At 63.9% G+C, this 26,291-nt stretch carries 25 protein-coding genes; 22 read left to right on the forward strand and 3 right to left on the reverse strand.

Annotated features, from left to right (window positions below; all coding sequences use genetic code 11):
- Window positions 1-79 precede the first annotated feature (79 nt).
- Window positions 80-1,084 (forward strand): Bug family tripartite tricarboxylate transporter substrate binding protein, encoded by a 1,005-nt coding sequence (locus RMET_RS19080; protein ID WP_011518195.1) that lies wholly within the window; start codon window positions 80-82, stop codon window positions 1,082-1,084.
- 196 nt (window positions 1,085-1,280) lie between these two features.
- Here RMET_RS19080 and RMET_RS19085 read toward each other — a convergent pair whose 3' ends face one another.
- Window positions 1,281-1,490: a hypothetical protein gene (locus RMET_RS19085; RefSeq protein ID WP_011518196.1), complete on the reverse strand. Its 210-nt coding sequence runs from the start codon at window positions 1,488-1,490 to the stop codon at window positions 1,281-1,283.
- Between the two features lie 326 nt (window positions 1,491-1,816).
- Here RMET_RS19085 and RMET_RS19090 point away from each other — a divergent pair, with 326 nt between their 5' ends.
- Window positions 1,817-2,386, forward strand: a complete 570-nt coding sequence (locus RMET_RS19090; RefSeq protein ID WP_011518197.1) for a PadR family transcriptional regulator — start codon at window positions 1,817-1,819, stop codon at window positions 2,384-2,386.
- Between the two features lie 33 nt (window positions 2,387-2,419).
- Here the strand turns inward: RMET_RS19090 and RMET_RS19095 are convergent, their stop codons facing one another.
- Window positions 2,420-3,409, reverse strand: a complete 990-nt coding sequence (locus RMET_RS19095) for an NAD(P)H-dependent flavin oxidoreductase (protein ID WP_008645355.1) — start codon at window positions 3,407-3,409, stop codon at window positions 2,420-2,422.
- 180 nt (window positions 3,410-3,589) lie between these two features.
- Between RMET_RS19095 and RMET_RS19100 the strand changes: the two genes are divergently transcribed.
- Together RMET_RS19100 and galE are read left to right on the forward strand one after the other, a co-directional pair.
- Entirely contained in the window at window positions 3,590-4,666 is a 1,077-nt protein-coding gene (locus RMET_RS19100) for a tyrosine-type recombinase/integrase (RefSeq protein ID WP_011518198.1), read from the forward strand.
- Window positions 4,667-4,758: 92 nt separating this feature from the next.
- A complete protein-coding gene (gene galE / locus RMET_RS19105) occupies window positions 4,759-5,778 on the forward strand; it encodes a UDP-glucose 4-epimerase GalE (RefSeq protein WP_011518199.1) in 1,020 nt (339 codons plus the stop codon).
- Window positions 5,779-5,979: 201 nt separating this feature from the next.
- On the opposite strand, the gene RMET_RS19110 is transcribed toward galE, so the two are convergent.
- The gene (locus RMET_RS19110; protein ID WP_011518200.1) at window positions 5,980-6,288 is read right to left on the reverse strand and encodes an H-NS histone family protein; all 309 of its coding nucleotides are present in this window, start codon (window positions 6,286-6,288) and stop codon (window positions 5,980-5,982) included.
- A gap of 551 nt (window positions 6,289-6,839) precedes the next feature.
- Here RMET_RS19110 and RMET_RS19115 point away from each other — a divergent pair.
- The 18 genes from RMET_RS19115 to cheZ all read left to right on the forward strand — a co-directional run bounded on the left by RMET_RS19115 (window position 6,840) and on the right by cheZ (window position 26,247).
- Window positions 6,840-8,657, forward strand: coding sequence for a methyl-accepting chemotaxis protein (locus RMET_RS19115; protein ID WP_011518201.1), 1,818 nt, complete (start codon window positions 6,840-6,842; stop codon window positions 8,655-8,657).
- Window positions 8,658-8,793: 136 nt separating this feature from the next.
- Window positions 8,794-10,776 carry a putative bifunctional diguanylate cyclase/phosphodiesterase gene (locus RMET_RS19120; protein WP_011518202.1) on the forward strand — a complete coding sequence of 661 codons (1,983 nt, stop codon included), beginning with the start codon at window positions 8,794-8,796 and terminating at the stop codon, window positions 10,774-10,776.
- Between the two features lie 159 nt (window positions 10,777-10,935).
- Entirely contained in the window at window positions 10,936-11,319 is a 384-nt protein-coding gene (locus RMET_RS19125; RefSeq protein ID WP_011518203.1) for a response regulator, read from the forward strand.
- Between the two features lie 150 nt (window positions 11,320-11,469).
- Window positions 11,470-11,958 carry a chemotaxis protein CheW gene (locus RMET_RS19130; RefSeq protein WP_017513142.1) on the forward strand — a complete coding sequence of 163 codons (489 nt, stop codon included), beginning with the start codon at window positions 11,470-11,472 and terminating at the stop codon, window positions 11,956-11,958.
- Between the two features lie 117 nt (window positions 11,959-12,075).
- A complete protein-coding gene (locus tag RMET_RS19135; protein WP_011518205.1) occupies window positions 12,076-13,734 on the forward strand; it encodes a methyl-accepting chemotaxis protein in 1,659 nt (552 codons plus the stop codon).
- Between the two features lie 38 nt (window positions 13,735-13,772).
- A complete protein-coding gene (locus RMET_RS19140; protein WP_011518206.1) occupies window positions 13,773-15,614 on the forward strand; it encodes a methyl-accepting chemotaxis protein in 1,842 nt (613 codons plus the stop codon).
- A 108-nt stretch (window positions 15,615-15,722) separates the two neighbouring features.
- Window positions 15,723-16,475 carry a DUF4088 domain-containing protein gene (locus tag RMET_RS19145; RefSeq protein ID WP_011518207.1) on the forward strand — a complete coding sequence of 251 codons (753 nt, stop codon included), beginning with the start codon at window positions 15,723-15,725 and terminating at the stop codon, window positions 16,473-16,475.
- Between the two features lie 398 nt (window positions 16,476-16,873).
- Window positions 16,874-17,191: a flagellar transcriptional regulator FlhD gene (gene flhD, locus RMET_RS19150; RefSeq protein ID WP_008647543.1), complete on the forward strand. Its 318-nt coding sequence runs from the start codon at window positions 16,874-16,876 to the stop codon at window positions 17,189-17,191.
- Complete coding sequence (flhC, locus tag RMET_RS19155; protein WP_011518208.1) at window positions 17,188-17,793, forward strand: flagellar transcriptional regulator FlhC; 606 nt, start codon at window positions 17,188-17,190, stop codon at window positions 17,791-17,793. The genes flhD and flhC overlap by 4 nt, the downstream gene beginning before the upstream one ends.
- A gap of 122 nt (window positions 17,794-17,915) precedes the next feature.
- Window positions 17,916-18,779: a flagellar motor stator protein MotA gene (gene motA / locus RMET_RS19160; RefSeq protein WP_008647547.1), complete on the forward strand. Its 864-nt coding sequence runs from the start codon at window positions 17,916-17,918 to the stop codon at window positions 18,777-18,779.
- Between the two features lie 13 nt (window positions 18,780-18,792).
- On the forward strand, window positions 18,793-19,770 hold the full coding sequence (motB, locus tag RMET_RS19165) for a flagellar motor protein MotB (protein WP_011518210.1): 978 nt from the start codon (window positions 18,793-18,795) through the stop codon (window positions 19,768-19,770).
- Between the two features lie 60 nt (window positions 19,771-19,830).
- Window positions 19,831-21,846 (forward strand): chemotaxis protein CheA, encoded by a 2,016-nt coding sequence (cheA, locus tag RMET_RS19170; protein WP_011518211.1) that lies wholly within the window; start codon window positions 19,831-19,833, stop codon window positions 21,844-21,846.
- 24 nt (window positions 21,847-21,870) lie between these two features.
- On the forward strand, window positions 21,871-22,365 hold the full coding sequence (locus RMET_RS19175) for a chemotaxis protein CheW (RefSeq protein ID WP_008641041.1): 495 nt from the start codon (window positions 21,871-21,873) through the stop codon (window positions 22,363-22,365).
- A gap of 63 nt (window positions 22,366-22,428) precedes the next feature.
- Window positions 22,429-23,340 (forward strand): CheR family methyltransferase, encoded by a 912-nt coding sequence (locus tag RMET_RS19180; protein ID WP_011518212.1) that lies wholly within the window; start codon window positions 22,429-22,431, stop codon window positions 23,338-23,340.
- Window positions 23,337-23,999: a chemoreceptor glutamine deamidase CheD gene (gene cheD / locus RMET_RS19185; protein ID WP_011518213.1), complete on the forward strand. Its 663-nt coding sequence runs from the start codon at window positions 23,337-23,339 to the stop codon at window positions 23,997-23,999. Before RMET_RS19180 ends, cheD begins: the two co-directional genes overlap by 4 nt.
- Window positions 24,000-24,066: 67 nt before the next feature.
- Window positions 24,067-25,140, forward strand: coding sequence for a protein-glutamate methylesterase/protein-glutamine glutaminase (locus RMET_RS19190; protein WP_011518214.1), 1,074 nt, complete (start codon window positions 24,067-24,069; stop codon window positions 25,138-25,140).
- Window positions 25,141-25,212: 72 nt separating this feature from the next.
- Window positions 25,213-25,599, forward strand: a complete 387-nt coding sequence (cheY, locus tag RMET_RS19195; protein WP_008641058.1) for a chemotaxis response regulator CheY — start codon at window positions 25,213-25,215, stop codon at window positions 25,597-25,599.
- Window positions 25,600-25,611: 12 nt separating this feature from the next.
- A complete protein-coding gene (gene cheZ, locus RMET_RS19200) occupies window positions 25,612-26,247 on the forward strand; it encodes a protein phosphatase CheZ (RefSeq protein WP_011518216.1) in 636 nt (211 codons plus the stop codon).
- The last annotated feature ends 44 nt before the right edge of the window (window positions 26,248-26,291 follow it).

The raw sequence follows: 26,291 nt of genomic DNA on the forward strand, positions 1-26,291 counted from the left end.
GGGCGGAATAGCGGTTCAAAGCATTACGTCCGCAGTAAGCCAGATGGCTAGCGGACGTGCATCACTCCTGGAGCACAAGATGAGTATCACCAAGCAAACGTCGAAGGCGCGCAGACGCCTGCTGGCCGTAGGCGTGGCACTGGCAACTGGTGTTGCCGCCATGACCGGCGCCCAAGCGCAGGGCACCTATCCGACCAAGCCGATCACCATGATCGTGCCGTTCTCGGCAGGTGGCACCACCGATATCCTGGCCCGCATCGTCGGCCTGCAACTGGGCAAGGCGCTCGGCCAGCCCGTCGTGATCGACAACCGTCCGGGCGCGGGCGGCAACATCGGCGCATCGCTGGCCGCGAAGGCGCCGGGCGATGGCTACACGCTGTTCATGGGCACCATCGGCACGCACGCGATCAACCAGTCGCTGTACTCGAAGCTGCCGTACGACCCGGTCAAGGACTTCGCGCCGATCACGCGCGTGGCCATGGTGCCGAACATCGTCGTGGTGAACCCGAAGGTGCCGGTCAACAACATCAAGGAACTGATCGCCTACGTGAAGGCCAACCCGGACAAGCTGTCGTATGGCTCGTCGGGCAGCGGTTCGTCGATGCACCTGTCGGGTGAACTGTTCAACTCGATGACGGGCCTGCACATCCAGCACATCCCGTACAAGGGTAGCGCTCCGGCCGTGAACGACCTGCTGGGTAACCAGATCGGCCTGATGTTCGACAACATGCCGTCGTCGTACCCGCACGTGAAGGCCGGCAAGTTGCGCGCCATCGCCGTGACCTCGGCCAAGCGCTCGCCGGCTCTGCCGAACGTGCCGACCGTGGCCGAGTCGGGCGTGCCCGGCTATGAAGCCACGTCGTGGTTCGCGCTGTACGCCACGGGCGGCACGCCGCAGGCCGTCGTCGATCGCCTGAACGCCGAAGTGGTGAAGATTCTTGCCATGCCGGAAGTGAAGAAGCAGATGGCCGAGCAGGGTGCCGAACCGCATCCGGAAAAGCCGGCTGAACTGGCTGCCTTCATGAAGTCCGAGGCCGCCAAGTGGGCCAAGGTGGTGAAGGCTTCTGGCGCGACCGTGGACTGATCTCCCGGATCGACCCAGGTCGCCGAAGACCGGCCAGCAGGTATCGCGCCTGCTGGCCGGTTTTTTTTTGGTGGGAATCCTCTTCAGAAAAGAAAAGCCCGCGACGTTCGTCGCGGGCTGAATCCCAGGTCCTTGGCGGACAGGAGGAGACAATCGACAGACTTGCGGTGGCTGCATTCTCACCGCAGTAAAGGCATCAGCTCAGGCTGTACTTGACGACCTGTTCTTCCACACCCACGAAACGCACCAGTTGCCGCAGGCCGCTGGCGTATTCCTTGATGTGATGGCCCTCCGGGGTATCGGGGAGCCGGTAATAGAACGGCGCCGTTCCGGCGCGCGTGCGGGTGACAGGCTTCGTCGCCTCGGCTGCGGCTGTGCCGGCGGTCGCATCCGGTCTTGCGTTCATGGACAACTCCCGGGTAGCGCATGGCGCGGAACGTTGGGCCGGTAGAAGGGCACGCGCATGCGGGGTGGCAATGTCTGGAATGTATTGCAGATTATCGGGAAATGCCATTTCGATTTTTTTACATCAGTATCGTAATAATTGACTAAATTGTCATGAATGCAAGTATTTGTGCCGTCACTTGCACATGACTGGTTTCGATGCGCGCATGTCAGTGGATATCGGCATGACGTGACGTGACTTGCGCGTTACCATAGCGCCACCTGACCATTTCACTGAACTTGGTCAGCATCATCCATGCCAGCGATCCCGTCGCACCTATCGGCCGAATGTCCACCCAACACGCTCTCCTGATATCCCTGATCGAAAAGCCATCCTCGGGCTACGATCTCGCGCGCCGGTTCGACAAGTCGATCGGTTATTTCTGGCACGCCACTCACCAGCAGATCTATCGGGAGCTGGGGCGGATGGCCGAATTGGGCTGGATTGCCTCGGACGAGCCGGAAGTCACCGTCGACGGAGACGGGGCGGAGAAGAAGGGCCGCAAGAAGGTCTACCGGGTGTTGCCCGCCGGGCACGACGAACTGGTGCGATGGGTGCTTGCGCCCGTTCAGGGGCTGGACCAGCGCGAGGAGATCCTGGTCAAGCTGCGTGCCGATGCCGCGATCGGGCCGCTAGGCCTGGACAAGGAGATGGGGCGACTGATTGCATTGCACGAGGCGCGGCTGGAAACATACCGGGGGATCGAGCGCAAGGATTTCTCCGGCACGCTCGATCGCCGGCAGCAGATCCAGTACGCATTGCTCCAGCGCGGCATCCAGTTTCAGGAAAGCTGGCTCGCATGGGGCAGGTCGCTGCTACCGCTGCTCACTGCCACGGGCAGTGGCGTCAAGGACTGACGACGGGCGTCGTCAGTCTTCAGGCTACAAACTTCAGGCCAGATCCACGGCACGTGCCGCGCCGGCCGGCGCAGCCAGGCCCAGACGGCGGCGTGCGAGCGCGTACTCTTCCACGAAGCGGCGCACCAGCTCGGCGGCCGGCACCACACGCTTGATGGCGCCGACACCTTGGCCAGCGCCCCAGATGTCCTTCCAGGCCTTGGCGCTGCCCGATCCGAAATTCATCTTCGACGCATCCGAGGTCGGCAGCGCTGCCGGGTCCAGACCTGCGCGGACGATGCTCTCGCGCAGGTAGTTGCCGTGCACGCCCGTGAACAGGTTCGAGTAGACGATATCGTCGGCGGAGCTGTCGACGATCATCTGCTTGTACGCATCCTGAGCATTGGCTTCGAGCGTGGCGATGAAGGCCGAGCCGATATAGCCCAGATCGGCGCCCGCAGCCTGAGCGGCCAGCACGGCATCGCCGCTGGCAATCGCGCCCGACAGCAGCAAGGGACCGTCGAACCATTCGCGGATCTCATGCAGCAGCGCGAACGGCGACAGCGTGCCGGCGTGGCCGCCCGCGCCAGCAGCAACGGCGATCAGCCCGTCTGCGCCCTTCTCGATGGCCTTGCGTGCGAACGTGTTGTTGATCACGTCGTGCAGCACGATGCCACCGTAGGAGTGCACGGCCTCGTTGACTTCGACACGCGCGCCCAGCGAGGTGATGACGATGGGCACCTTGTAGCGCACGCACATTTCCAGGTCGTGCTCGAGCCGGTCATTGGACTTGTGCACGATCTGGTTGACCGCGAACGGCGCGGCCGGGCGGTCGGGGTGCTTGGCGTTGTGCTCGCCGAGTTCGGTGGTGATCCGGTCCAGCCATTCCTCCAGCTTTTCCGCCGGCCGCGCATTCAGCGCGGGGAACGATCCGACCACGCCGGCCTTGCACTGGGCGATGACGAGATCGGGATTGGAAATGATGAACAGCGGCGAGCAGACAGCCGGTAGCGACAGGTTCTGCAGCAGGGCGGGAAGGGCCATGACGGATCTCTCGTTCAGCGGTTGAGTTGAATTTATGCAACTGGTTGCATAGTGGGTGCCAAGGTATCACGCGATGACTCCCATGTGCAACTGCCGGAGGGCTACGATCGCGGGATCCAGTGGCCCTTTGTCTACAATGAGGACGTTGCTTTGCATACTCAGAGCGGGAGAGCGTTGGTCATGACCCAGGCAAGTGCCGATTTCGTTACGGCGGACGGCGAGACACCGGCCACCTCCGGCGATCTGTTCGATGCTGACCTCGACGCTTGGCGAAAGCACCCGGACCGCGCCTTCGACGGCTGGCTTGCGCGACACGGTTTTCGCCACGGCACCGCCGTGGTCTATCGGGCGATGTGGGGCAAGCTGCTGCGCTGGTCAGGTGAGCAAGGACTAACACCGCTGACGTGGTCGGCCGCACAGATCGGCGCGTTCCTGGATGCCCAGAATCTGCACAAGCGTCACCGCTACCGTTACGCGCGGCTGATCGAACGCGTTTTCCATCATCTGTCCCAGTTGCAGCAGAATCTGCACAACCCCGCCAGCCAGGCCGTCAAGTCGCATCTCGCCGACGGCGAGAACGATCCGACCGCCTTTCTGTTACCTGGCGAGCGCGACCTGCTGGTGGCCCGCATCCTGGCACCGGCGCCCGAGCCGGTTGCCGAGGCCGCCCGCCCGGACAGCCAGGCCATTTCGCCAAAGCAATGGAAACGCGCCCGCGATGTCGCGCTTCTCGCGGTCCTGCTGGGTGGCGGACTCAAGGTGGCGGAGGCGCGGGCGCTGCGCGTGGAGGCGATCGAAGGTTTGGGTGGCGGCGCGATGGCGATTCGCATGGTCCGGACGGACAACGGGCGGGCGTACACCGTCCCCTTGTTCGGGTTTGTCCATGCACCGCTGCGCCGCTGGCTGGAGACGCGGGCGGCAGCGGAGACATTAGGCGATCTCGTGTTCCCGGCCATGACCAACGGCCGTGCCATGCACGCGGCATCGGTGTATCGCCGCGTCGAGATCCTGCTCGAAGAGGCCGGCGTGCTGGCGGGCCGCAGCGAACGGGCGTCGCCCCAGACACTGCGGAATACCTGCGGCGCCATGCACTTCGATGCAGGAACGCCGCCGGCGGCGGTGGCCCAGTTGCTGGGGATGCGCGATATGGAGTCTGGCTGGCGGCTGCGGGCAGCTTATGAAGCGTGGCAGGCCCGCACCGGGCTTCCGGTCATGGGCAGGCCGCTTTCGCGCCCGAATGGTGGAAGCGGCGCATGATACATATCGCAGCCGTAAAGACGCACGGTTATGATGGCAGCCCACTCGGTGAGCGAGCGACGTGAACCCAATCCAGATCCTTGAAGATTTCCATGGCTGAGACCCTATTGCTGACCGGCGCGACCGGATATATCGCCTCCCACACATGGGTGGCGTTGCATGAAGCAGGCTACAACGTGATCGGGCTCGATAATCTCTGCAATAGCAGCGCCGAGGTCGTGAACCGGCTGGCGAAGATTACTGGCACGACACCGCATTTTGTGGAAGGCGACGTGCGCGACCGCGCACTGCTGGACCGGCTGTTGGCCGAGCACAAGATCAACGGCGCCATCCATTTCGCCGCCCTGAAAGCGGTGGGAGAGTCGGTCAGTAAACCGCTCGAGTATTACGGAAACAACCTTGAGGGTTTGATCACACTGTGCTCGGCGATGCAGTCGGCGGGTGTCCGGCAATTGGTGTTCAGTTCCTCGGCCACGGTGTACGGCAATCCCCATGCGATGCCGATTCTCGAGAATTTCCCTCTATCGGCCACCAATCCGTACGGCCAGACCAAACTGATGGGGGAGCAGATCCTGCGTGATCTGGAAATTTCCGATCCGGAATGGAAAATCGCCTTCCTGCGTTATTTCAACCCGGTAGGCGCACATGAGAGCGGAACGATTGGCGAGGATCCGGGCGGCATTCCGAACAATCTGATGCCCTATGTGGCGCAGGTGGCCGCCGGGCGGCGCGAAAAGCTGAGTGTGTATGGCGGTGACTATCCGACGCCCGATGGCACCGGGGTGCGCGACTATATCCATGTCAGCGATCTGGCCGATGGCCATGTGGCAGCGCTGGCCTACCTTGGCAAGAACTCGCGCGGCATGACCGTGAATCTTGGCACGGGCCGTGGATATAGTGTTCTGGAAGTTGTGAAGGCCTACGAACGAGCCAGCGGGCGGCCGATACCCTACGAAATCGTCGCGCGTCGCCCCGGCGATATCGCGGAATGCTATGCCGATCCGGGTATTGCCCGCACGCTGCTTGGCTGGAGCGCCCGCCACGACCTCGACCGCATGTGCGAGGACTCCTGGCGCTGGCAGTCGTTGAACCCGGTGGGGTTCACGGCTTAGCGGCGCTATCAAAATGATTCTGGCGTCGTTGCGCGGCCTTGGCCGGTCTACTTGTACTGTCTGCGGCCGCGCGTCTAGCCAGAACCGCTTCGCTTCATCTTGATAGCACTTCTTAGCGGCGACTGCCCTGATGGACACGTGGCAAAAAAGAAACCGGGCATAGCGCCCGGTTTCTTTTTATCTGCCGATCGGCTGGGTTGCTCAGCGGATCAGGAAATCTTCCATCGACTTGCCATTGGCCAGTGCCTGGGTCAGCCAGCCCGGGCGCTTGCCACGGCCCGTCCAGGTATTGCCGGCGCTGTCACGGTAACGAACCGGCACCTTGCGGCTGACGGCCTTCTTGCCGGCCACGGCCTTGCCACCAAATCCGAGGTCTTCGGCGGTCAGGCCATATTGTTCGATTTTCTCGCGAATATCGGCGATCACCGAGGCTTGCTCGCGTGCCTTGATCTCTTCGGCCTGCTTCTGCAGTTCGCTGATTTTCTGAACGATTTCCTGATAGGTCGCCATTTGTATCCTCGGGTTTTAGTGTTGGTCCGTGAATTGACGAGGGGAATTATAACGGCGTATCTCGCCGCTGCAAATCCCCTGACTTTAATTTCAGAGAAATCTGCGAAAAGTCCCAAATCAGAATAATCCCTGAACTTTCGGGTTGGCATGTGGTCCGCGCGATGATCTCCGGCGCCGCCAGCGCAAGCCACATGCCACACTAAAACCCGTAAATCTACGGCACCAAAGGCAGTGCTCTATTCAATGGCTCCGATATTCCTGGCCAATCGTGCCTGGACGGGCAATTCAGCAGGCACTGAATCAGGCACGTGCGGCGAGATTTCACATTTATCATTTGAAAGCTATTTGAAAGTAAGTGCCGAAGATGTCACGAGATAATTCTGATTGATCTCACGTGGCGTAGTCGGCATTTCGTCGATGTTCAGGGCTGGCGCCTCAAGGAAGCTCACGGGATGGCCGTTATCGAAGCCTGAGCGGGGCGACGCGCGGTATCGCTCCGCCGGGACCGGAGCAGGGGTGTCTTCGGGTTATCCCCCAATGATCAGCACATCATGTCTTTTCACCAGAATATCCAGATCAAGACCCTTTTACGGGGCGCAATGGCCTTGCTTACGGCGAACCTCCTGCTGGTCGGCGGCGCCGGTCTGCTAGGTATTTCTCAATCCAATGGCGCGCTCAAGGAGACGTACTCCAACCAGTTGGCGTCGTCACAGGCGTTGTCCGAGGCGATGCTCGGCACCACCCGCCTGCGCCTGGCGCTCGATCGCGGTGTGATGCGGGGGAGCGAGAACGATGATCTGAAGAAGCACGTCGACCGCGCCAATGTCTTCATCGAGTCATCCGACAAGGGTTGGAAGACCTATATGTCGCTGCCTCAGAACGACGATGAAAAGGCGCTGGCCGGCGAACTGGCGGCCAAGCGGCAGGCGTTCTTCGAGACCGGCGTCAAGCCACTTGAGCAGGCCATGGTGGCCGGCAACCATGACGAGGCGCTGCGTCTGGCGCGCGATGTGCTGCCAGACCTGCAGCGCGGCATGTCCGCCGCGCACGAGAAGCTCGAGAAATTCCAGTTCGATACCGGCAAGGCCAACTTCGAAGGCGCGCAGTCGCGCTATGAGACGACTCGCGCGATGTCGCTGGCGCTGATCGCGCTCGGCATCCTGGTTGCCGTATTCGCTACCGTGATGCTTCACCGCGCCATCGTCCGCCCGGTACAGGAAGCGCTCGACGTGTTCGAGCGCATGACGCGCGGCGACCTGACATCGCGTATCTCCAGCATGTCGAAGAACGAGATCGGTCGCATGATGCAGGCGCTGGCCACCATGCAGGAGAGCATCGCGGGCATCGTCGCCGAAGTTCGCGGCGGCACCGATTCGATGGCGTCGGCCACGCAGCAGATCTCTGCTGGCAACACGGATCTCTCGCAGCGTACCGAGGAACAGGCCGCATCGCTCGAGCAGACCGCGGCCAGCATGGAAGAACTGACCACCGTCGTGCGACAGAATGCCGACAACGCGCGCCAGGCCGGCGCTCTGGCCGGCGAGGCTTCGGAAATCGCCATGAAAGGTGGCGACGTGGTCGGCCGCGTGGTGGACACCATGAACGAGATCAACGGCGCCTCGCGCAAGGTGGTCGACATCATTGGCGTGATCGAGGGCATCGCATTCCAGACCAACATCCTGGCGCTGAATGCGGCGGTGGAAGCCGCGCGCGCCGGCGAGCAGGGACGCGGTTTCGCGGTCGTGGCGGGCGAGGTGCGCAGCCTCGCGCAGCGCAGCGCCAATGCAGCGAAGGAGATCGAGTCGTTGATCAACGAATCCGGCCAGCGCGTGGAAAGCGGCACCCGGCTTGTTGCTGAAGCGGGTCAGACCATGGGCGAGATCGTTCATGCCGTGCGCCGCGTGACGGACATCATGAACGAAATCAGCGCCGCGTCGCAGGAGCAGACCACCGGCATCGAGCAGGTCAACCAGGCCGTGGCGCAGATGGACCAGGTCACGCAGCAGAACGCGGCTCTGGTGGAAGAAGCGGCGGCAGCGGCCGGTGCGCTGGAAGAGCAGGCACAAAAGCTCAAGGGTGTGGTGTCGGTGTTCACGCTGGTTTCCGATGGCGGCAACGCGCGCGCCAATGCCGGCGCGCAGCGTGCCGTGCATTCGCTGGCGACGTCGCCGACAAGCGCACCAGCAACTGCACCGGCAAGCGCACCGGCAATGGCACGCAGCGCCGAACGCGCGTCGCCGCCCGCAATGCTCCCGCCCAACCGCCGTTCGCCCGTGGCGCGCATGTCAGCCGAAAGCCGGCCATTGCGCCCGTCGGCGAGCCAGCCGGCCGCGGCAGCCACGGCCGACGACGACTGGGCAACCTTCTGATCAACGCGGTCAACCAGCAAGGACACATCGACGCTAGATTTACGAGGCATTTGCGAAGTGCCATGATGCGGGGCGCGCGCCAGGCACGCATCATGGCGCTTTCGGTGCCCCAGTATCTTCCATTCTTGTCGCCCCCATGATCGCCACGAGTTCCAGCCTCCTGCTGCTCGCAGCCCTGCTCGGCATTGCCGCGGCAGTGGGCGTGCGCGCGGCCAAAACCGAAGGCGGGCCCGGGCGCAAGGCCATGTGGTCGATGACGTGGCCGGCCGCGCTGATGTCGCACGGGATGCTCGGTATGCCCCTTTGGGTGACACTGGCATCCGGCACGCTGACCGCCGCCAACGATGGCGCGCGGATGGCAGCCACGTTTGCCGCCACGCTGGCGGCCAGCCTGGCTGCGTCGCATCTGTTCGGGCCGCCGCTTCAGTGGCTGCGACAGGGCGCGCGTGGCTGGCGCGTGGCGGTTGCCGCCGCGATGCTGGCTGGCGCCGGTCTGGTCGCCGTGGCCGGCGCGCGGCTGGGGCGTGCCTGTGGCGGCACCGTCATGACGGCGCGCGCCTGTATCGACACGGCCGACTTTTCGGAAGCCAGCTTCCTGGCCTGCGGGATCGCATTGCTGTGCGTGGCGATGTTCGCCATGCATCGCGCCCAGGCGCGCGGATGGCTCCAGGGGCAGGCCGAGCTGGCAATGCACGACGATGTCGCCGATGACCATGCCACGATGCCTATGCTTCGGGCCGGTGACGGACGTGTTTCGCGCCGCGGGCCGGGCCGCATTCCCGGCCTGACGATCCGGCCTTCCGGCAGTGGCCTGTCACCGGTCGGCGAGTACAGCGTCAGCACCGACCTGCCAGACCGCACCGCCTTCGCCCGCTGGCTCGATCAAAGCATCGCCCATGCGCGCCTGGCAGAGACGGGATGCGCGGTGCTGCTGATCCATATTGCCGACTATCGCGAGGTCGACGAAGTTTTCGAGGTTCGTGCCGATGACATCCTGGCACAGGACGCGGGCGCGCTCGCCCAGGCCGCGCTGGAGCCGCACGACTTCCTGGCACGGCTGGCGCGCGACGAGTTCGCCGTTGGCGTGCCCAATCTGGTGCACCACAGCCGCGCGCATGACCTGGGCTCTCGCGTGCTCGGGTCTCTGGCCGAGTTCGTCGCGGCACGCGGCCTGCAGATGCAGATCGGCGTGAACATCGGGATCGCGATTTATCCCCGCGATGCGGCTACATCCGAAGGGTTGATGCAGGCAGCGCGCGTGAGTCTGTCGGAGGCGCGCGAAAGCGGTTCGAACCAGGTGCGCGTGTTCAACTCGGCCGCGGGGGAGCGCGCGCGCCGCACGCGCGTGATCCGGCGCGACCTTTGGCCCGCCATTCAGGACGACGGCCTGTCGTTGATGTTCCAGCCGAAGTTCGACGTGAAGACGCGCCAGGTGGTGGGTGCCGAAGCGCTCTGCCGCTGGCGACATCCCACGCTGGGTGCGGTCAGTCCGGTCGAATTCATCATGGTGGCCGAGCAGTCGGGCCAGATCGACAAGCTCGACGACTGGGTGATCTCGCGGGTCTGCGGGCAGGTGCGAAGCTGGCAGGACGCTGGGCTGCCGGTGGTGCCGGTAGCGATCAACGTGTCCGGGACGCGTTTCGCGAGCCGCAACTTTCCGCGCTATCTGCTCGAACATATCCACCAGCACGACATCCCGCCTTCTGCGATCACGCTGGAGATCACCGAGACCGCCGCGATGAAGGACATCGCCAAGTCGCTGGAAACGCTGGCGGAGCTGCAATCGCTCGGCATCCAGGTGGCGCTCGACGATTTCGGTAGCGGCTACTCGAGCCTTGGTTATCTGAAACGACTGCGCGTGGGCACCCTCAAGATCGATCGCACGCTGATCGGCGGGCTCGATGCCGACCCGCAGGGTCGCGCCATCGTCGGCTCGATGGTGGCGCTGGCGCACGAGCTGCGGATGAAGGTGGTGGCGGAGGGTGTCGAATCGGCCTCGCAACTGGAAATCCTGCACGGCATGGGCTGCGACGAAGTGCAGGGCTACCTGCTGGCCGTTCCGCTCGACTCGCCCGGGTTTGCCGACGTATTGCACGCGGCACGGCCGCTGGCGGTCTAGAAGGCACGCTTCGCGAATCGGCACTAAAGAACGGTTCCATCGCGCCGATATGCCAATGAAAGGGCGTGCCGCGCGTATTGCGGTCGCCCAAGCCGGCCCGTCCGCCGCCGGCGGTCTTGGCCGTGCCATTGGCGGACTCACCCGAACCCGGAGTCCCCGATGTCTCTCCTGAGCATTCTTGTCGTCGATGATTCACCATCCCTGCGCCGGATGACCAGCGCCTGTCTGCGTGCCGGCGGCTATGGGGTGACCGAGGCGTCCGACGGCAAGGAGGCGTATGAGGTCGCGCGGGAGGGCAACTTCGACATGCTGGTGACCGATCAGGTCATGCCGGTCATGGATGGCCTGTCCCTGATCCGCGCGTTGCGCGCTATGCCGGACTACGCCACGGTGCCGATGCTGATGCTGTCGACGGAGCATGACGATGCCATCCTCGAACGCGCCCGTGAGGCCGGCGCATCGGGGTTCCTGGCCAAGCCGTTCGACCCCGATGAACTCATGGCGTCGGTCGACGCGCTGCTGGGCCCTCCCAACGTAGGGTGAGTTTCACGCAAAGTCGCCCTTCATTCACCCCGCTGCCTGCCGTAATTACTAGAGGGCCATATTCGATGCCCGGTTTCAGGGGCCGCCATGCGCGGTAACGGCAAGGGCACGCCAGCCCGGCAACGATCAACCATGCCAGCGGGGGCAACCATGAACATCAGCATCAACAGGACGGACGGTTCGGGAGAGGAATTCCTGGCGTTCCGGCTCGGTCGTGAAGAGTACGGTATCGACATCCTGAAAGTTCAGGAGATTCGCGGCTACGAAACGGTGACGCAGATCGCCAATGCTCCCGCGTACCTGAAGGGCGTGATCAACCTGCGCGGCACGATCGTCCCGATCATCGACCTGCGCATCAAGTTCAATCAGGCCCAGATCAGCTACGACCAGTACACCGTCGTGATCATCGTCGACATCCATGAGCGGACCACCGGCATCGTGGTCGATGGCGTGTCGGACGTGCTGACGCTGGCCCCGGCCCAGATCAAGCAGGCACCGACCCTGTCGGGCGGCGTCGAAACCGACTATATCCGTGGCATCGGCTCGCTCGAGGGCCGCATGCTGATCCTGGCGGACATCGAAAAGTTGATGAACGTCGACGATCTCGCGGCCATCGAAGCCGCGGCTGGCGCCGCCTGAGCGGCGCGAGCGGCCCGAGCGCTCCGCGCCGGGTCGTATCTCGCCCCACGCGCGTCCTGCCGGGCGTGGCGTGGGCCGCCGCACACCGCGGTCAACGCCCCCAAAGCAGTCAAAGCCATGCGCAACAACCAGCCAGTCACCCAGCGGGAGCATCCGCTTCCCCCGGACGTCTACCTGATCTCGCGAACCGACCTCAAGGGTCGTATCACGTTCGCCAATCGGACGTTCGTCGAGGTGAGCGGATTCACGTCCGACGAGCTGCTTGGCGCTGCCCACAATCTCGTGCGACATCCCGACATGCCGCCCGAGGCCTTTGCCGATCTCTGGGATTCGCTGCAGGCGGGCAAGTCATGGGTGGGCGTTGTGAAGAATCGCTGCAAGAACGGCGATCACTACTGGGTGCAGGCCACGGTCACGCCGACACGCGTCGGCGACCGCGTCGTCGGCTATACGTCGGTGCGCTCGATGGCCAGCCGCGAACAGATCGGCGCGGCCGACGCCGCATATCGGCGCTTCCGCGAGAACCGGGCCGGCGGCCTGGCGATTCGCGATGGCGCCGTGGTGCGTACTGGCCTGGCAGGTCTGGTTGGCCGCGTGACGCGGATTACCCTGAAGCGACGCATCCTCTGGGCCCAGCTTGCGGGGCTGGTGTGGTTCCTGGCGGCTATCGCCGGCGTGCACTGGCTGGCAGAGGAGCAGGCCGCGCAACTCTGGCCGTGGCTGTGGGGCGCATTTGGATTCGCGGTGCTCTCCTCGTTCATGGCGGGTTCGATGCTGGTGTCGCGTGTCGAGCGCCCGGTGCGCGAGATGCTGGACTTCGCGCTGCGTATGGGCGCGGGCGATCTGACGAGCAACTTCGAACACCGGTCAGCCGACGAAGTCGGCGAACTGTCGCGTGCCATGCGCACGATGCAGCGCAGCCTGCAGTCGGTGGTCAACGATATCCAGGGCGGCATGGCCAGCATCTCGGCGGCCACGCACCAGGTGGCCGCCGGCAACAACGATCTCTCGCAGCGTACCGAGCAGCAGGCGGCGTCGCTCGAGGAAACGGCTTCGAGCATGGAGCAGCTGACCAGCACGGTCCGGCAGAACGCCGACAACGCGCACCAGGCCACGCGGCTGGCGGCCGATGCCTCCGAGACGGCCGTGCGCGGCGGTGAGGCGGTGGGGCGCGTGGTCCAGACGATGGACGAGATCAACGAGGCCTCGCGCAAGATCGTCGACATCATCGGCGTGATCGAGGGCATCGCGTTCCAGACCAACATCCTGGCGCTGAACGCGGCGGTGGAAGCGGCGCGCGCGGCCGAGCAGGGCCGCGGATTCGCGGTGGTGGCCGGCGAGGTGCGCAGCCTGGCGCAGCGCAGCGCCAATGCGGCCAAGGAGATCAAGGGGCTGATTGGCAATACCGTGGCGCGCGTGGAAAGCGGCGCGGAACAGGTGAGTCAGGCTGGCGCCACGATGGACGAGATCGTGCAGGCCGTGAAGCGCGTGACCGACATCATGGGTGAGATCAGTTCGGCATCGGCGGAACAGAGCGCAGGCATCGAGCAGGTGAATGAGGCGGTGACGCAGATGGACGATGTGACGCAGCAGAACGCTGCGCTGGTGGAGCAGGCCGCTGCCGCGGCGGGCTCGCTCGAAGAACAGGCCGAGCGCCTGCGGGAGTCGATCTCCACGTTCCGCGTGAGTATGCAGGCCGAGGTTCGGCCGCCGCGCAAGCGACAGGTGGCGACGATGGGTGAAACGGGGAAAGAAGCCGGGCTGGTCAACGCCTGAGCTTCGGGTCTATTCAAATGGAAGGAGGGGGTAGTTCTATGCAGTGGTTCAATCAACTACGCGTGACAACCAGGCTGATTGCTGGCTTCCTGGTTGTATCCGTCATCGGCGCCATCATTGGCTTGCTCGGTGTCGTCAACATGGGGCGCATGACGGAATGGACCGGCAAGATCTACAACAGCGACCTGCAGGCGCTCAAGGCCGTCCAGGACGGCAACATCAACCTGGTCTATGCCAGCCGCGCGCAGATCGCGCTGCTGTCCGCGTCGACGATGGGCGAGCGCGCTACCGAGCGGGAGCAGATCGAGAAGTCGCTAAGCACGCTGGAGACCCGCGTCAAGTCGGCTAGGGATTCCTTCACGACACCGCAAGGCCAGGCGCTGTTCAAACAGTACGAGACGTTGCTGCCGCCGTTCCGGGAACGGATGCAGAAGTACGTCGAGCTGATCGGCAAGCAGCCGCTGGACACCTCGCAGTTTGAAAGCATCGTGTTCACTGAGAGCGCCGAACTGATCAAGGACAGCCGCGCACTTGAAGACCTTCTGCTCAAGATAGTGAAGCGCCGCGACGAGCGCGCCAAGGCCAACATGGATGAATCGACCAGCGTCTACAACCACTCGCGCGTGCTGATGCTGGCGCTGGTGCTGGGCGGCCTGGCGGTGTCGGTGCTGCTGGGTGGCTTCCTGGCACGCCAGCTTTCGCGCCAGCTCGGTGGCGAGCCGGGCTATGCCGCGGCCATCGCGGCCCGCATCGCGGAGGGCGACTTTTCGGACGCCGTGAACCTGCGTGCCGGCGACCGGACCAGCCTGCTGCATGCCATGGACCAGATGCAGCAGCAACTCTCGCGGATGGTGCGTGACTTCAAGGTGTCCGCCGAATCGATCGGCTCGGCATCGAGCGAGATCGCAGCCGGCAACAACGACCTTTCGCAACGCACGGAACAGCAGGCAGCATCGCTCGAGGAAACAGCCTCGAGCATGGCGCAGCTGACCAGCACCGTGCGCCAGAACGCCGATAACGCGCGTCAGGCCAGCGGGCTGGCCGCCAATGCGTCGGAGACGGCTGTCCGTGGCGGCGAGGTGGTGGGCCGCGTGGTCCAGACGATGGGCGAGATTAACGACGCGTCGCGCAAGATCGTCGACATCATCGGCGTGATCGAGGGCATCGCGTTCCAGACCAACATCCTGGCGCTGAATGCCGCCGTGGAAGCCGCGCGGGCGGGCGAGCAGGGCCGTGGCTTTGCCGTGGTGGCCGGCGAGGTGCGCAGCCTGGCGCAACGCAGCGCCAACGCCGCGAAGGAAATCAAGACGCTGATCGACAACTCCGTGGCGCAGGTGGACACCGGCGCCGCACTGGTGTCGCAGGCCGGCACGACGATGGACGAGATCGTGCAGGCCGTGAAGCGCGTGACCGACATCATGGGCGAGATCAGCGCCGCTTCGGCCGAGCAGAGTTCGGGCATCGAGCAGGTCAACCAGGCCGTGTCGCAGATGGACGAAGTCACCCAGCAGAACGCGGCGCTGGTCGAGCAGGCCGCCGCTGCCGCAGGTTCGCTCCAGGATCAGGCCAGCCGCCTGATGGCGTCGGTGTCGGGCTTCCGCCTGTCCCACGGTGATGACGCCGTGCCGGCACTGGCTGCCCCGGCTCCCGCAGTGCGCCCGGCCGCCCGGCCGTCGGGCGCGAAGCGCCTGCCTGCCCCGGCGCGCCCGGTCAGGAAGACGGCTGCCAAGGCCGCGGGCACTGCGCTTGCCGCCACATCGGGTGCCGCCGCCGCTGTTGAGGAATCGGTCGAAGCTGCCGATAGCCAGTTGAAGCGCCCGGCAATTTCAGCGAGCACGACGATCAGCGCCTCCGACAACGGCGACTGGAGCGCCTTCTGACCGGACTTCCGGTAGCCGCTTGGCGGCACCGCAAGGAAGGGTGACGCACGTCCCGGCGCCAGGCATCGAGCCAGCCAGCGCCGGGGCGCTTTTTCGTCCAACGACACCATGAACACCGACATCAGCCTGTCCCTGTCGGCCGAAGCCTCTGCGCGGCTGCGCGCGGACTTCGATGCCTTCGTAAAGGTCTCCACGGGCCTCGATGCCCAGTTCATCCCACCCGCGTTCGATGACTTCCTGCGTGCACGACTGATGCAGCAGGATGGTCCGCTGACCGAGCGCGCCGTGATGCGCCTGCTGGCCAGTGGCGAATATGGATGGGCCAAGAAGGTCTTCGACAAGCAATTACCCAATGCGCTGGCCGCGTTGATGCGCGATGCGCAACGCTTCGGCTTTGGCCTGGCCGTGCAGCCCGATTGGACGCCGCAGCAACGCGTCGAGCACGCGCGCCAGTGGGCCACGCAGATTCTCTCCGAGGCGGGCGCTGACGCCGCCTTCACGGAAGCGCTGGCCGCGCAGATATCGGCCAGCGCCGTCGATATTCGCACATTGGAAGAACGCATGAAGACGCCTGCGTGGCGGGTTGCCGATGGTCTTCGGCAGCGCGCGTACGACGTCATGTACGGATTGCAGACGGAGCAGAGCGAAGCGCTGGGGCGCAGCAAGGTTGGAGAGTTGCGCGTCTTGCTGGGCCTGGCGCTGGAGTACGGCTCCATCGGCGCCGAAGAGGCTGCTCGCGTGCTGGAACAGGTGGAACGCGCGTGTCCGCATTTGTTCAGGGAGGCGCCCGACGATGTATTTGCCCGCTTGGCAGCGTGGTTGCGGCGCGTCTTTAGTCAAGGCGCGCTTGTTCGTCAATAGTGGAATTCGGCAGTCGATCAGTCAGTCAGTGACGTGTGCTGCGCAAAACTAGAGTGTCTATTCGGTTCGCGGCTGTAACAATATTGATGTAAATCAGAAGTCAGTTCTTAAGCCTGTTACAAAATTCGCGGCCTTTGTCTGATCTGTACGACATTTGTCTCCCCCCAACTCAAGTAGGGATTGGCATACGAGGCGGAAAGCCGATATAAACGTAACAGTTTCACTTACACTCTGTAACATCTGTAACGTTTCAGAGAAGCGGTGTTACCAGGCGCAGTCACTTTCGTAGTACGTCGTACCCATCGCACACGCAACTTATCGATCTGGTCGCCGGCAAGCAGCATCTGCCGGTAAGCGCCGGACAAGCGGTCGAGGGTTTTTTTGGTAGCGGGGAAAAATTGGAAAGCAGTGAAGTTCTCCAGGAGATCCGGGAGGTCAATCTCGCCTATCTTCTGCTCGCGCAACGACTGGTGCGCGAAAACCAGGTGGAAGCCATGTTCAGGCTCGGCGTCAGCAAGGAAATTGCTGAGATCCTCGCCAAACTGACCTCGGCGCAACTCGTCAAGCTGGCAGCATCGAATATGGTGCTGTGCCGTTTCCGCTTCGACGATCACGCGCTGCTTTCCACTCTCACACACACGGCCAAGAGCCACGATATGCAGCAGATCCACGCTGCTATCCTGCTGGCCCGGCAACCTGTGGAGTCGCTCAATTGACCGCGCTCCTCCAGGCCTCGCCAGCCCGCAGCTTTGCGGCCACCCCCATCCCCAACCGCAAGAGCGTCCTGCAGGACGCGAACCAGACGCAGCTCGCCATCGAGCTGATCGGCCTGGGCGCGCGACTGCAGGTGCTTGAAGCCGAGACCACGCTCTCGCGCGACCGGTTGATCCGCCTGTACAAGGAGCTCCGAGGCGCGTCGCCGCCCAAGGGCATGCTCCCGTTCTCCACGGACTGGTTTACTACCTGGCTGCCGAACATCCATTCGTCGCTGTTCTTTTCCGCGTACCAGTTCATGGTGCAGGAAGGCGAGACGTCTGGCATTCGCGCGGTCGTGGCGGCCTATCGCCTGTATCTCGAGCACGTCTCGTTGCTCGGTGGCGAAATCGTCTTAAGTTTCACCCGTGCCTGGACGTTAGTAAGGTTTTTCGAGAGCAACATGCTGCAGCTTTCCTCGTGCACGTGTTGCGGTGGACAGTTCGTCACGCACGCTTATGAGCCGCACACGAACTTCGTGTGCAGCCTGTGCCGTCCGCCGTCGCGCGCCGGAAAGGTGAAGAAGCTCTCGAAGGACGCCGCAGCCGCGCAGACCGAAGCCTGATCCATCTGGCCCAACGTCCGCGCAGGAGGTGGGCCCTGGGTTGGTGAGCGGTGACCCCTCTCGCCCGCGCGGGATGCCCCCGATGCGTGCCTGACGCGTGTTTTTCAGACGGGGATCCGATCGTGCTTGTAGTTCTTGGCTATGTCGTCGTAGTCGTGGCGGTGCTGGGCGGTTACGCCCTCACCGGCGGCCACATGGGCGCGCTTTATCAACCGGCGGAGCTCATCATCATCGGCGGTGCCGCGGTTGGCGCATTCATCAGCTCCAACAGCGGCAAGGCCATCAAGGCCACGATGAAGGCAATGCCCTCGCTGCTGAAGGGCTCCAAGTACAAGAAGGAACTGTACCTGGACGTGATGGCGCTGCTGTACGTGCTGCTGTCCAAGGCACGTCGCGAGGGCATCCTGTTCCTCGAAAAGGAAATCGCCGATCCGGCATCGAGCAGTGTCTTCAGTCAGTACCCGCGCATCCTGGCCGACGCCAAGATGATGGAATTCCTGACTGACTATCTGCGCATGATGGTCAACGGCAACATGAACGCGTTCGAGATCGAGGCGCTCATGGACCACGAAATCGAAACCGTCCGTCATGAAGCCGAGATTCCGGCCCATGCGCTCTCGCGCGTCGGCGACGGCCTGCCCGCCTTCGGCATCGTGGCCGCGGTGATGGGCGTGGTGCACGCGCTGGCTTCCGCGGACCTGCCTCCGGCCGAACTCGGCGCGCTGATCGCCAACGCGATGGTCGGCACGTTCCTGGGCATTCTGCTGGCCTACGGCTTCGTGTCGCCGCTGGCGTCGCGTGTCGAACACCAGGTGTCCGAGAGCATCAAGATGTACGAATGCATCAAGGTCACGCTGCTGGCGTCGCTCAATGGTTACGCACCGCTGGTGGCGGTGGAGTTCGGCCGCAAGGTGCTGTACTCCACGGTACGTCCGTCGTTCCTCGAGCTCGACGACCACGTCCGCGAAGTCAAGAGCCTGACCTGACGGGAGAGCAGTCATGAGCAGCGCCCAGGACCTGCGTCCGATCGTCATCAAGAAGGCGAAATCACATGCCAAGCCGCATGGCAACCATAGCTGGAAGATCGCCTACGCCGACTTCATGACGGCCATGATGGCGCTCTTCCTGGTGCTGTGGCTGCTGAGTTCCTCATCGCCAAAGGTCCTCGTCGGCGTGGCCGAGTATTTCCGCACGCCGCTCAAGGTGGCGATTGCCGGCGGCGACAAGAGCAGCCTTTCGACGAGCGTGATTCCTGGCGGCGGCAAGGACGTGACGGCCAAGGATGGCGAGATCATGAAGGCGCAGACCAACGATCCGGCAGCGGATGCCCAGCGCCGCCGCGACCAGATCGAGAGCGAACGGCTGCGCGGCCTGAAGAAGCGTCTGGAACAGATCATCGAAAACAACCCGGTACTGCGCCAGTTCCGCCCGCAGTTGCTGCTCGACATCACCAGCGAAGGTCTGCGCATCCAGATTCTCGATACGCAGAACCGTCCGATGTTCCGCACCGGCAGCGCGGCGGTCGAGCCGTACATGCGCACGATCCTGCGTGAGATCGGCCCGGTGCTCAACGAGCTGCCGAACAAGGTCAGTCTTTCCGGACATACCGACTCGGCCAAATACATGATGGGCCAGCGTGCCTACAGCAACTGGGAACTGTCTGCTGACCGCGCCAATGCGTCACGGCAGGAACTGGTTGCAGGCGGCATGGAGGAAGGCAAGCTGCTACGCGTGCTGGGTCTGGCGGATACGATGCCGCTGGAGAAGAACGATCCGCTGGCACCGGTGAATCGCCGTATCAGCATCGTCGTGCTCAACCAGCGCGCCCAGGCCCAGTTCGAGGCCGAGAACGCCAGCGCCGCCGATGTCACCGTGCAGGCTCAGAAGGGCCAGGCGGCACAGGACGTGCAGGCGCAGCTGGGGAGCGCCTCGGCTGCCGGCGCGGGCGAAAGCAAAGGCAAGGGCAAGGGGGAATGACGCGTGTCGCCTGAACAGGGCGGCGCATCTTCCAGGGCAATCTAGCGAGTCAGGACGACCATGTCTGTCGATATCGATATCACGCAGTTCTACCAGACCTTCTTCGAGGAGGCGGAGGAACTGCTCGTACAAATGGAGCAGCTGCTGCTCGAGGTGGATATCGAATCCCCCGATGCGGAAGCGCTCAACGCGATCTTCCGTGCCGCGCATTCGATCAAGGGCGGCGCCGCGACGTTCGGCTTCACGGCGCTGACCGAAACCACGCACATCTTCGAGAATCTGCTGGACCGCACGCGTCGGAGGGAACTAGCTCTCTCGCGCGTCATCATCGACACCTTTCTGGAAACCAAGGACGTGTTGCACGATCAGCTCAACGCCTACCGTAACGGCACCGAACCCGATCCGGAAACGCTGGCGCGCATTTGCGCCGTGCTGCAGCAACTGGCCCAGGAAGCCAGCGGCGAGGCGGCACCCGCGCCTGCCGCCACACCGGCGCCAGTGGCTGCATCCGCGCCCGCTGCCGCACCGGCTGGCGGCAATCTCAAGGTGAGCCTGATCAAGGTATCGGCCGCCGACCAGGCCCTGCTGCGCGAGGAGCTTGCCAACCTGGGCGAGATCACCGGTCAACAGGAATCGGACGGCGACCTGATCATCTGGCTGAACAGCCAGTGCAGCCCCGACGACATCATCGCGGTCTGCTGCTTTGTGATCGACGAGAAGCAGATCGCCGTGGAAACGGTAACGCCAGGTGAGGCACCGGCGGCACCGGTCGGTGCGCCGACGCCCGCGCCCGTAGCCGCGCCGGCAGCCGTCGCGCCTGTCGCGCCCGCCGCCGCACCGGTGGCTGCCAAGGAGAAAGAAAAGGCCAAGCCCGCCGCCGCGCACAGTCCGGATGCCGGTTCGATCCGCGTGCCGACCGAGAAGGTCGACCAGATCATCAACCTCGTGGGCGAACTGGTCATCACGCAGTCGATGCTGGCGCAGACCGCGTCGTCGCTGGACCCGGTGCTGTTCGACCGCCTGTTCTCCGGCATGGGCCAGCTCGAGCGCAACGCGCGCGATCTGCAGGAAGCGGTGATGTCCATCCGCATGATGCCGATGGACTACGTGTTCTCGCGCTTCCCGCGTCTGGTGCGCGACATGATGGGCAAGCTCGGCAAGCAGATCGATCTGGTCACGTTCGGCAAGGCAACGGAACTGGACAAGGGCCTGATCGAGCGGATCATCGATCCGCTGACCCATCTGGTACGAAACAGTCTCGACCACGGCATCGAAACACCAGAGAAGCGTATCGCCGCCGGCAAGGAGCCGACCGGACAACTGATCCTCTCCGCGCAGCACGCGGGTGGCAACATCGTCATCGAGGTGAGCGATGACGGCGCCGGCCTGAACCGCGAGCGCATCCTGGCCAAGGCGATGCAGAACGGCCTGCCGGTCTCCGAGAGCATGCCCGACGACGAAGTCTGGCAGCTCATCTTCGCGCCGGGCTTCTCCACGGCCGAAGTCATTACCGATGTCTCCGGCCGGGGCGTTGGCATGGACGTGGTCAAGCGGAACATCCAGGAGATGGGCGGCCACGTGGAAATCAGCTCGCGCGCCGGGCTGGGCACCACCACCCGCATCGTGCTGCCGCTGACGCTGGCGATTCTGGACGGCATGTCGGTACGCACTGGCGAAGAAACCTTCATCCTGCCGCTGAACTGCGTGATGGAGTCGCTGCAGCCGTTGGCCGACGACGTGCACACCGCCGCCAACGGCGAGCGGGTGATGAACGTGCGCGGCGAATACCTGCCGCTGCTGGAACTGCACAAGGTCTTCAACGTGGCCAACGCGGTGCAGGAGCCCACGCAGGGTATCGCCGTGATCCTGGCGGCCGAAGGCAAGCGCTTCGCGCTGCTGGTGGACCAGTTGATCGGGCAGCACCAGGTGGTGCTCAAGAACCTCGAGACCAACTATCGCAAGGTGCCGTGCATTTCCGCCGCCACCATCCTCGGTGACGGCAGCGTGGCCCTGATCGTGGACGTCGGCGCGCTGCAGCGCACCGGTGTGCGCCGCCAGGCCCCGATGGCCGCGTAGTAATCGACAGCAAGGAGAACGGACATGGCCGGCATCGGACATATCGATACCCAGGGCAGCGAAGCCTCGGGTCAGGAGTACCTGGTCTTCACGCTGGGGACGGAAGAATATGGCATCGACATCCTCAAAGTGCAGGAGATCCGCAGCTACGAGACGGTGACGCGCATCGCCAACGCGCCAGACTTCCTCAAGGGCGTGACCAACCTGCGCGGCGTGATCGTGCCGATCGTCGACCTGCGCCTGAAGTTCAAGCTCGGCAACGTGCGCTATGACCACCAGACCGTGGTGATCATCCTGAACGTGGCCGGCCGCGTGGTTGGCATCGTCGTCGACGGCGTATCGGACGTGCTGACGCTCACTGGCGATGACATCAAGCCCGCGCCGGAGTTCGGCGTGTCGGTCTCCAACGAACATCTGACCGGGCTGGGTTCGGTGGAAGGCCGGATGCTGATCCTGATCGACATCGAACGCATGATGACCAGCCCAGAGATGGAATTGATCGAGGCCGAGCTCGCCTGATGCTTGCCGGCACGTCCGGCAGCCCGCATCGCCGACTCCCCGGTACCTTGAAGGACATACACCATGACGCCGCTCCGTTCTTCCTCCAGCGCCATCAGGAAGCCAGGCGCGGCTATGACGCCGGGTGCGCCCGTGCTGGCGCCATTGCGCGATGAGATGCGCGACTTTCTGCTGACCGAGCGTGACTTCGAGAAGATCCGCGCGCTGATTCACAAGCGCGCGGGCATCTCGCTTGGCAGCCATAAGCGAGAGATGGTCTACAGCCGGTTGGCCCGGCGGCTGCGCACACTGCAGCTTGCGGACTTCAGCACCTATCTCGCGCAACTCGAAGCCGACGAGCGTTCGTCGGAGTGGGAGTACTTCACCAACGCGCTGACAACGAACCTGACGTCGTTCTTTCGCGAGGCCCATCACTTTCCGCTGCTGGCCGAGCACGCCAAGAAAATCGGGCGACCCTACAGCGTCTGGTGCGCCGCGGCGTCGACCGGCGAGGAGCCGTACTCGATCGCCATCACGCTGGCGGAAGCGCTGGGCGAACGCGCGGGCACGGTGCTGGCCACGGACATCGACACCCAGGTGCTGGCCAAGGCGCGCAGCGGCATCTACACCGCCGAGCAGGTTTCGCGGCTGTCGCAGGAACGGCTCAAGCGTTTCTTCCTGAAGGGCACCGGCGCGCGGGCCGGGTCGGTCAAGGTCAAGCCGGAGCTTGCGGCGACGGTCACCTTCGAGCCGCTGAACCTGCTGGCGCCGGATTGGGGCTTGCGCGAGAAATTCGACGCGATCTTCTGCCGCAACGTGATGATCTACTTCGACAAGCCGACCCAAGGCCAGATTCTCGAACGGTTTGCACCGCTGCTCAAGCCGAACGGCCTGCTGTTCGCGGGGCACTCGGAGAACTTCTCGTACGTCACCCGCGCATTCCAGTTGCGCGGGCAGACCGTATACGAGCTGACGAACAAGAGCGGAGCTGCATGATGCGTGGCACGCCCCAGATGCCGGAGGCCATCGCCACCCGGAAGTATTTCGACCGCGAATTCGACCGGCAGGCCATCAAGCTGTTGCCCAACGAGTACTACGTGACGGCCGAGGACGTCGTACTCACGACCGTCCTGGGATCGTGCGTGTCCGCGTGCATTCGCGACGAAGTGGCCGGCGTCGGCGGCATGAACCATTTCATGCTGCCCGACGACGAGAACGCCGGCGCCGACCGGATGCTCTCTACGTCGATGCGCTACGGCTGCTACGCGCTCGAAGTGCTTATCAATGAACTGCTGAAGATGGGCGCGCGTCGTGAACGGCTGGAGGCCAAAGTATTTGGCGGTGGCGCGGTGCTGGCCAACATGACGACCCTAAATATCGGGGATCGGAATGCCGATTTCGTACTGAAGTACCTGCGCACGGAAGAAGTGCGCGTGGCCGCGCAGGATCTGCGCGGACCGCACGCGCGACGTGTCAGCTACTTTCCACGTACCGGCCTTGCACTGGTCCGCCGGCTGACGCGCCAGGACGATACCGTAGGCATCGAACGCGAGGAACGTGCCCTGGCACGCGCGCTGTCCACGTCGACGAAGGCACCCGCGCGAGGCGCCGTGGAACTGTTCACGCGACAGACCACGGCCAGGATCCCGACCTGATGTCGGGCGCGCGGGACGTACAAGACGCGTCATACACGAAATACACGCAAGAGACGTAGAGACCAACATGACTGCCGCGAAGATCAAGGTGCTGTGCGTGGACGATTCCGCGCTGATACGCAGCCTGATGTCGGAAATCATCAACAGCCAGCCGGACATGGAGGTGGTGGGTACCGCCCCGGATCCGCTGGTGGCGCGCGACCTGATCAAGCGCGTCAATCCGGACGTGCTGACGCTGGACGTAGAAATGCCGCGTATGGACGGCCTGGATTTTCTTGAGCGCCTGATGCGCCTGCGGCCGATGCCGGTGCTCATGGTGTCGTCGCTGACCGAGCGTGGGTCCGAGATCACGATGCGCGCGCTGGAACTTGGCGCCGTGGACTTCGTGACCAAGCCGAAGCTCGGTATCCGCGAAGGCCTGCTGGACTACACGCAGACGATCGCGGACAAGATCCGCGCCGCATCGCGCGCCCGCGTGCGTGCGCGTGCGGAGCAGAGCGCTGGCGCGGCGCCCGTCGCGCCGATGCTGCGCGCGCCGCTGTTGTCGACGGAAAAGCTGATCATCGTCGGGGCCTCCACGGGGGGCACCGAGGCGATCAAGGATTTCCTGACGCCGCTACCGCCCGATTCCCCAGCGGTCATGATCGTCCAGCACATGCCGGCAGGTTTCACGAAGTCGTTCGCGCACCGCCTGAACGGCCTGTGCCGCATCACGGTCAAGGAAGCCGAGCATGGCGAGCGTGTGCTGCCGGGCTATGCGTACATCGCGCCCGGCGATTCGCACCTGCTGCTGGCGCGTAGCGGTGCGAACTACGTGGCGCACCTGTCTCAGGAAGCGCCGGTCAATCGGCACCGACCGTCCGTGGATGTGCTGTTCGATTCCGCCGCGATTCACGGTGGCAAGAACGTCACGGGCGTGATCCTGACCGGCATGGGCAAGGACGGCGCGCGCGGCATGTTGCGCATGCGCGAGGCAGGCGCCTACAACCTGGCGCAGGACGAGCAATCCTGCATCGTGTTTGGTATGCCGAAGGAAGCCATCGCGGCCGGCGGTGTGCATGAAGTGGTGCCCCTGCACCAGATGAGCCAGCGCGTCATGGCGCACCTGGCTACGTTTGGCGCGCGGGCGCAGCGCGTATAGCGCGCGAGAGGTCAGATAAGCAGCAATCATCCGGATGGCATGGCCATCCGCAACCGTTTTGGAGCCGTAACAGTGGACAAGAACATCAAGATTCTCGTGGTCGACGACTTCCCGACCATGCGCCGGATCATCCGTAACCTGCTCAAGGAGCTTGGCTTCACCAACGTGGACGAAGCCGAGGACGGCGCGGCCGGCCTGGAGAAGGTCAAGGATGGCAGCTTCCAGTTCGTGGTTTCGGACTGGAACATGCCGAACATGGACGGCCTGACCATGTTGCAGACGATCCGTGCAACGCCCGAGATCGCCAAGACGCCGGTGCTGATGGTGACGGCCGAAGCCAAGAAGGAGAACATCATCGCCGCCGCGCAGGCAGGCGCCAATGGCTACGTGGTCAAGCCGTTTACCGCCGCCACGCTCGACGAGAAGATCACCAAGATCTTCGAGAAAATGGGTCAATAAGAGGGACGCGACATGTCGACGACTCCGACTTTCAGCAATGAAGCGGCCGAGCAGATCATCCATCGCATCGGCAACCTGACCCGGATGCTGCGCGACAACATGCGGGAGCTGGGGCTCGACAAGGAAATCGAGCGTGCCGCCCAGGCCATTCCCGACGCGCGCGACCGACTGAGCTACATCGCCGCCATGACCGAGCAGGCTGCCGAGCGTTCGCTCACGGCCGTGGAACTGGCGCAGCCGCTGCAGGAAGAACTCGAGGCCAAGGCCACCGCGCTGGACAAGCGCTGGGGCGAGTGGTTCGAGCAACCCGTGGAGTTGGGCGATGCCCGCGCGCTGGTGCTCGACACGCGCGAGTTCCTGACCGAGGTTCCGGAGAAGACCAAGGCCACCGGCAGCCATCTGCTCGAGATCATGATGGCCCAGGACTTTCAGGACCTGACGGGCCAGGTGATCAAGAAGATGATGGACATGATCCGCACGCTGGAGCAGGAACTGCTGCAGGTGCTGATCGACAACGTGCCGGCCGATCGGCGCGTGGAAGCGCCCCCTTCACTGATCAACGGTCCGCAGATCAACCCCGAAGGCAAGGCCGATGTGGTGTCGGACCAGTCGCAGGTGGACGATCTGCTGGCGAGCCTCGGCTTCTGAGGTTGTTTGTAGATAGTAGATAGGCTACCGCTCTCCCGCATCGC

It is taken from the genome of Cupriavidus metallidurans CH34, assembly GCF_000196015.1.
Taxonomy (GTDB): domain Bacteria; phylum Pseudomonadota; class Gammaproteobacteria; order Burkholderiales; family Burkholderiaceae; genus Cupriavidus; species Cupriavidus metallidurans.